The organism is Archangium sp., assembly GCF_036388035.1.
Classification (GTDB): domain Bacteria; phylum Myxococcota; class Myxococcia; order Myxococcales; family Myxococcaceae; genus Archangium.
Map to the genome: position 1 here is coordinate 1 of NZ_DASVSO010000294.1, position 7,017 is coordinate 7,017.

Consider the following 7,017-nt stretch of genomic DNA (forward strand, 5'->3'; position numbering starts at 1 on the left):
GCGCTTCCGCCCGAGCGACTCGAAGCGCTCCTGCGCGTGCTGGAGCCCGCGCGCACCGTCATCTTCGACGGCGCACTGGTGTCCGTCTCGAGCGAGCCCCTCCTTCCGCGCGTCACCGTGGAGGACCGCGGCGAGCAGACGGTGCTCAAGGTGGAGAAGGACCCGCGCATCACCGAGGTGGTGAGCCCCGGGCTGGTGATGTGCGGGGGCACGCTCTGCCGGCTCGGCGAGCAGGCCCTCACCGGCGCTCGACTGGAGCACCTGCCGCAGGAGCGCGTCTTCTCGCCCGCGCAGATGGGGGACCTCACCGGGAAGGTGCTGCCGGACTTCGCGCGCCGCATGCCGGTGGACGTGAAGAGCCAGCGGCTGCCGCCCATCGACCGCACCCTCAAGCCGCGCATCTCGGTGGAGCTCAACCAGCTGGACTCCGGCCTCTCGGTGCTGCCCACGCTGGTGTACGGCTCGCCGCCCTCGGTGCGCATCGACAACGGGCGCATGGTGTACCTGAAGGGCGCGGTGCCCGTGCGCGACGAGGCGGCCGAGCAGAAGCTCATCCACGAGCTGCGCGACGAGCTGAACATGGTGCCCGGCCGGCGCGTGACGGTGCAGGGCCCGGAGGCGGTACAGCTCGCCGACAAGCTGCGGCGCTGGCGCGGCGGCCTCACCGGGGACGCGGCGCGCGTGGTGAGCCCCCACGTGCAGCTCCGCCCCACCCTCTCGGTGGACGCGGGCGCCACGCAGGCCGGCGTGCCGCGGGTGGGCTTCTCGCTCGACTTCCAGGTGGAGGGGGCGGAACCGGGCGCGCCACGCTCGGTGGACGCGAGTGCGGTGATCCGTGCGTGGGAAGAGGGGCTGGGGCTGGTCCCCCTGGAGGGCGGCGGGTGGGCGCCCCTGCCCACCGCGTGGCTGAAGACGCACGGCCAGCGCGTGGCGGACCTGCTGGCGGCGCGCGGGACGGACGGGCGGCTCGCCAACCACGCCATCCCGCAGCTCACCGGCCTGTGCGACGCGCTGGAGCACCCGCCCCCGCCCGGGCTCGAGCGGCTGGCGCCCCTGGTGCAGGGCTTCGAGAAGCTGCCGGACGTGCAGCTCCCGAAGGACCTCACCGCGACGCTGCGCCCCTACCAGCTCCAGGGCGTGAGCTGGCTCACCTTCCTGCGACAGGCGGGCCTCGGCGGCGTGCTCGCGGACGACATGGGCCTGGGCAAGACGCTGCAGACCATCTGCACGTTGGGGCCGGGCACCCTGGTGGTGGCCCCCACGAGCGTGCTCCCCAACTGGGAGGCGGAGGTGAAGCGCTTCCGTCCCTCGCTGAAGGTCTCCGTCTACCACGGCCCCGGCCGCACCCTGGACGAGACGGCCGACGTGACGCTCACCACCTATGCGCTGCTGCGCCTGGACGCGGAGCTCCTCGGGGCCAGGGAGTGGGACACGGTGGTGCTGGACGAGGCCCAGGCCATCAAGAACCCGGACAGCCAGGTGGCGCGCGCGGCGTACGGACTCCAGGCCGCCTTCCGGGTGGCCCTGAGCGGCACCCCCATCGAGAACCGGCTCGAGGAGCTCTGGAGCCTGATGCACTTCACCAACCCGGGGCTGCTCGGGGGGCGCAAGGAGTTCGACGAGCGGTGGGCGCGGCCCGTATCGGACAACCAGAAGGGAGCGGTGGAGCGACTGCGCGCGCGCATCCGCCCCTTCGTGCTGCGCAGGCTCAAGCGGGACGTGGCGCCCGAGCTCCCGCCGCGCACCGAGTCCGTGCGGCACGTCACCCTCAACGAGCGGGAGCGCGCCGTCTATGACGCGGTGTACGCCGCCACGCGCGAGGAGGTGGTGTCCCAGCTCGAGGAGGGCGGCAGCGTGCTCAAGGCGCTGGAGGCCCTGCTGCGACTGCGTCAGGCGGCGTGCCACCCCGCCCTGGTGCCGGGCCAGCAGGCCAAGACGTCCTCCAAGGTGCAGGCGCTGGTGGAGGCGCTCGGCACGGCGGTGGAGGACGGACACAAGGCGCTCGTCTTCTCGCAGTGGACGTCCATGCTGGACCTCATCGAGCCGGAGCTGAAGGAGGCCGGCATCGGCTTCATCCGGCTGGACGGAAGCACGAGCAACCGGGGCGCCGTGGCCGAGTCGTTCCAGGACCCGAAGGGCCCGCCCGTGATGCTCATCTCGCTCAAGGCGGGCGCCACGGGGCTCAACCTCACGGCGGCGGACCACGTCTTCCTGGTGGACCCGTGGTGGAACCCGTCCGTGGAAGCGCAGGCGGCGGACCGAGCGCACCGCATCGGCCAGCAGCGGCCGGTGATGGTGTACCGGCTGGTGTCTCAGGGCACGGTGGAGGAGAAGATCCTCACCCTCCAGGACAAGAAGCGCGCGCTCTTCGAGTCCGCGCTCGGCGGGGCCTCCGGGGCCGCGGCCATCACGCGGGCGGACCTCATGCAGCTGCTCGACTGACACAGGCCCGCTTGTGAATCCGCCCCCGCTTGTGGGCGCGAGCCGGCAGAAAGCGAATGCCGGCTCGCACCTCAACAAGGCGCGCTACGACGACTCAGGGCTTGTACTTGCAAATGTTTCCGGTGCGGAAGAGGTCGTTCGAAGTCCAAGGATAGGCAGCATCCAAACCGCAGAAGAAGTCCTCGGCATCTGAGGTGATGTGACCACCGTTCGCTTGGACTTCCAGGACTTCGGGGTGTGCTTGAAACGCTGCGCGGTAGCAGGCGTCGTATGCTGGAGTGTATTTGCCATACACCAAGCAATAATTGCCCGAGTCATCGCTATGGTATCGCCCGAGCCAATACTCGAGCCCGCCGCGATCCGGGCATCGTTTGAGATCGCCCATGTACCAGCCGATCCACAGGACAGACTCGGTATCCGAGCCGCGGCACACGATTTTTTCGTCGGGGATAATTTTTGTTTTGCCGTCACAGGATGCTCCTCCCTCGGTCCTCCATGAGCCATTGTCACAGGTGAATTGGGCCCTGCCGACGCGACCCGAGCTGGTCGTCTCGACCGTAACGGGGAGGCTGCCATGGCTGGCCGCGGGAACAGTCCCAGAGCAGAAGTAGGCTCCCTGGGTGGCTGGATTGCTTTTCCAGGCCGGCTGCCACTGACCCCAACTCTTCGTCATGCTTGGGCAGTTCGCGGGCGGGCTCTCACATGTGCCCGCTTCGCAAATCCGCCCGGAGCCGCACGAGGAGCCATCTGCCGCCTTGCCATCGGCCGGGCAAACGCCGCCAGAGCAGTACTCGGCGACGTCGCAAACACCGGCAGCGCGACACTGTACCCCCGCCGTGCTGCGTGTACACGACTCCGTGGTCTTGACGGTAGTCGCCTCACACTTCGCCGTGGCGCAGTTGTATTTGTACGTGGTCTTGGTGCGCAGTCGAGTGCCCGTCTCATCGCAGGTGTTACTAAACCCACCACAGGCATCCACGGTCTCGGAGCCCACGGGGCATGACGGCACCTGCGTCATCCCATTGCAGGAGCCTGCGCCGTCGCACTTGTCACTCGTGGTGCAGGTGTTGCCGTCATCACACAGGGTACCAGCTGGCGTCTTGCCATCGGCCGGGCAAACGCCGCCAGAGCAGTACTCAGCAACATCGCAAGCAAGGTGGGCAGCCGCACGGCACTGCACCCCCGCAGTGCTGCGTGTGCACGTCACCGTGTCGTTGACGGTTGTCCCCTCACACTTTCCCGTGGCGCAGTCGTATTTATAGGTGGTCTTGGAGTGCGCTTGAGTGCCCGTCTCACCGCAGACGCCATTGAACCCACCACAGGTACCCCAGCTCTCGGAGTCCTCGGGGCAGGGCTGCGGCCCAGGTGGCTCCCGCGTACAACTCCGCGTCTCCGTGCGGGTGCTCGACGGCGCGCACGTCCCAGCCCCACAGGTGGAAGCCGTCACGGTCCTTGACTCCGTCCCTGACGGGTCGCAGTAGTCACTGAATCCTTCGCAGCTACCCCATTCTCCGGTGCTCGTGCCGCAGTCCGCCTCGTCGGGGAGGTGCCTATCCGGAGGGCAAGCCTTGCTCGAGCCATCACAGGCTTCCGCCACATCGCAGCTTCCTGAACCCGCTCGGCAAGAAGCGCCGGCCTCGGCCACCGCGTCCGCGGGGCAGGCCGCTTCCGCTCCCGTGCAGTACTCCGCCACGTCGCAGTCGCCCCCCGAGGCCCGGCACTTCACCTCCGAGGAAACCATGCTGCACATGCCCTTGTGCCCTTCCAGGTTGCAGGCGTCACATTCCCCGTCGCACGCCGTGTTGCAGCAGAACCCGTCCACGCACTTCTCGCTGTCGCACTGGTTGTCGCTGCCGCATGCGACTCCGAGCTCCTTCTTCTCCTCGCAGGTGCCATCGCAGTAGGCGCTGGCCCCGCAGTCGACCCCCGCCAGCTCGTACAGCGGGTTGTTTTGGATTGAGGCCTTGAGCGTGTTCAGCGAAACGGCATAGACGCCACCGGACCAATTTCCCTCCTCGAAGGTGACCTCGGCGTTGGGCGCCAGCACCGTGCCCATCAAGCCGAAGTTCTTCGCCGTAAGGCTGGTGGCATCCACGAAGTTGTAGAGCACGCGCCGCGAGTTGGACGAGTCGATGCCACCAATGCCGACGGGGAAGGAGGCTGACTTCCCATGGATGTTGATCACCACGAACGAGCCGGCCTGCGCCTCGAGTGCCCACCACTTGCTGAAGTCGCTCGCGTTGAACTCGAAAACATTCAGGCACGAGCTCGGGCCGACCCATTTCCATGTGGCGATGTCGAAGTGGCCATTGCTCTTCAGGTTGGCCAACCGCGAGGACAGGCTGCGCAGCTCGGTGAACCGTTCCTCGAAGCCATAGGTCGCGAAGTTAGGGGGCGTGCCGTGCTTTACCGTACCCCTCTTGATAGTCACGCTCGGGGTGGGAGGGGAGCCGCTCCCATACCAGGTGTCGCCGTAAACGGTGCCACCATCGAGGGTCAAGTTACCACCCGCCACCAACGTGTTGGAGACGTTGTCGTCCGGCAGCTTCTCGCCCACCTCGACGCTGGGCATGCGGATGTTGCCACCCGCTGCCACCTTGCCCCCGACGTTGCCGACTCCGGTGTAGTCCTTGAGCAGGAACACGTTGTAGTCGCCCAGGGAGATGCCGCCGTCGCCCAGGCGGAGGTCAAGGCAGAGGGAGCAGCTGTCCCCCTCGAGCTGACGGCCGGCGGTGCTCACCTTCTCCGTCCCTTGCACGGGCTCTGGCCCGGATTCGCTCGGGCTACAGTTCAACGCGCCAAGAATCACTGCCGCCGCCAGCAAACACGTCAATCCCACACGATGCATTTCAACCGCCCCTCACCCCCACGTTTCTCCGCGGGAGCATCTTTCTTTGAGTTGCAACCATGCTGCGCGGGAGGCGCAGCGACGGGAGGCTAAACTGGAGGGAGCGGGAACTGTTAGTAACAGTACAAAAAATTCACATCGTTACGGTTTGGGCTTGCAGGTGCTGAGGCGGGCCGCTGTCACTCCTCCCCTTTCTTCAGCGGCTCGCGGCAGGTCTCTTCCAGCGCCAGGCAGCATTTGACGCCAAGCTCCTTGCGCTGGACCTTCAGCAGCCGCTGGTCGTTCCACGTCACCTCCAGCCGGGCGAGGGCGAAGACTTCGTACCTGTTGGGCGGCTCCAGAGGGGTCGTGCCCTGCGTCGGCCTCGGCTCCTCCTCGTTGTACGTGTCGCAAGAGAAGTCCTTCACGGCCTCTGCGAAACCGTCACGCAGGAGGGCCACGAATCGCTCGGGACGTTTGGGTTCTCGGATGAGGATGAGCGGGCAGAAGTCCGAGAAGAGGCACTCGAAGAAGTCGGAGCGCATCGGCAGGAACCGGCCATCCACGGGCCGGCCATCGACCTCGAGGAGCACGATCAAGTCTCCAGCCTCGACACCAGCAGGAGGGCTCCACCCCTCCCCGGGGACCTCGAAAATCTCGAGTTCGTGCCGGGGATTGGCCGTCTCTTCCGTGAGGTGGGAACCTCTCCTCATCGTCAGGAGCTCCGGGCAGGCGAGGGGCCGTGCGTCCTGGAGCTTCCGAACAGAGGGCTTCACGGGCGCGCCCAGCAGCTTTCCCATGATGCGCAGCAGATCCGTGCGAGCGCTTCCCTCCGCCACGGTGGAGCACGCGCCCATCATGACCACCCAGGAGCCGGGCCGGAGCCCAGGCACCTTCGAGGACTCCTCGATGCGAGGGTAGCCCTCCTTCGGGAAGACAAAGCCCTTCCAGGGAGGCGCTTGGAGCTTCGCCAGCGCCGCCTGTGCGGCCCTGGCAGTGGGGGCGCTCTCCCAGATGAGGAGGAAGCGCTCCTCTGCCCCGGCAGCGCCGAGCGGCAGTCCCATCAGCACCAGAACGAGCCAGATACGCGCCACACCGTCTCGCCACCCCCAGGACATCGCTCCGCCTCCTGACCCATCAGAGGGCTCCGATTATACAGAGGGGGGAGCGGTGCCGGAGGCGTGCGACGTTGCCGCCAACACGGGCCCGGATTCAACCGCGCAGGCGAGCACGAACCTCCACGAGAATCTGCCCGAGTCGATTCTTGCCTGTGCCCGTCGAGCCGCAGCCCCAGTAGTGGTCATCGGTGGTCTTCTCGATGAGCGGCTCCTCGCCGGTGGACAGCAGGACCGCCCGGGCGTCGGCGTGTGTCTCGAACTTGGCGAGCACGGCCCGGCGCATGACGTCATCCTTCACCGACTCCCAGTCCCGACGCAGGGGATGCTTCCGGCTGCGGCCGAGACGGGCGGCGATCATCGGGCTGGTGGCCTCGCGAATCCGCTCCGCGTACGCGGCATCGGTCCCAACGAACTTCTGGGCCTGGAAGTAGTGCTCGGTGGTGGGCCAGCGCTTTCCGTCCAGGGAGATGGGATGCGCGGAGAAGTTGGAGAAGCAGCCGTAGGCATCCTGGACCGAATAGAACTCGATGGGCATGTCAGGCACTCCATGTTGGTGTCCCCTATACACTGAGGTGGGCTGGAATTCCTGACGCCCGTGGAGCGGAACGTTGAGTTTCCCCGGCTTCGCCC

4 protein-coding genes are annotated in these 7,017 nt (G+C 67.1%); 1 reads left to right on the forward strand and 3 read right to left on the reverse strand.

The window, feature by feature from the left end; all coding sequences use genetic code 11:
- The coding region (locus VF697_RS12310; RefSeq protein ID WP_331094524.1) for a DEAD/DEAH box helicase at nt 1–2,442 on the forward strand (2,442 nt) is incomplete at its 5' end.
- A gap of 94 nt (nt 2,443–2,536) precedes the next feature.
- On the opposite strand, the gene VF697_RS12315 is transcribed toward VF697_RS12310, so the two are convergent.
- From VF697_RS12315 to VF697_RS12325, 3 genes are all read right to left on the reverse strand, one after another.
- Nucleotides 2,537–5,182, reverse strand: a complete 2,646-nt coding sequence (locus VF697_RS12315) for a choice-of-anchor A family protein (RefSeq protein ID WP_331094526.1) — start codon at nt 5,180–5,182, stop codon at nt 2,537–2,539.
- A gap of 287 nt (nt 5,183–5,469) precedes the next feature.
- A complete protein-coding gene (locus VF697_RS12320) occupies nt 5,470–6,363 on the reverse strand; it encodes a hypothetical protein (RefSeq protein WP_331094528.1) in 894 nt (297 codons plus the stop codon).
- 118 nt (nt 6,364–6,481) lie between these two features.
- Entirely contained in the window at nt 6,482–6,922 is a 441-nt protein-coding gene (locus VF697_RS12325) for an NADAR family protein (protein ID WP_331094530.1), read from the reverse strand.
- Nucleotides 6,923–7,017 lie beyond the last annotated feature (95 nt).